The organism is Bacteroides caecigallinarum (assembly GCF_021530995.1).
In the GTDB taxonomy this organism is placed as follows: Bacteria; Bacteroidota; Bacteroidia; order Bacteroidales; family Bacteroidaceae; genus Phocaeicola; species Phocaeicola faecigallinarum.
Map to the genome: position 1 here is coordinate 1 of NZ_JADYTF010000281.1, position 548 is coordinate 548.

Sequence of the window (548 nt, forward strand, 5' to 3'; positions counted from 1 at the left end):
GCCTCCGACCTATCCTACACATCGCGTGCCCAAATTCAATGCTAAGCTATAGTAAAGGTTCACGGGGTCTTTTCGTCCCATCGCGGGTAATCGGCATCTTCACCGATACTACAATTTCACTGGGCTCACGGTTGAGACAGTGTCCGGATCATTACACCATTCGTGCAGGTCGGAACTTACCCGACAAGGAATTTCGCTACCTTAGGACCGTTATAGTTACGGCCGCCGTTTACTGGGGCTTCAATTCAATGCTTCTCCCAAAGATGACATCTCCTCTTAACCTTCCAGCACCGGGCAGGTGTCAGGCTGTATACATCTACTTTCATATTGGCACAGCCCTGTGTTTTTGTTAAACAGTTGCCTGGACCTATTCTCTGCGCCCTCTCTTGCGAGGAGGGACCCTTTATTCCGAAGTTACAGGGTCAATTTGCCTAGTTCCTTAACCGTGATTCACCCAAGCGCCTTAGTATATTCAACCCGACTACGTGTGTCCGTTTGCGGTACGGGTACCTTCAATGTTAAGTTTAGCGGATTTTCTCGGCAGTCTG

Annotated in this window: 1 rRNA gene; it reads right to left on the minus strand. The window is 49.3% G+C overall.

Annotation, left to right across the window (positions count from 1 at the left end):
- Window positions 1-548, minus strand: a 23S ribosomal RNA gene (locus I6E24_RS16625); the annotation flags it as partial.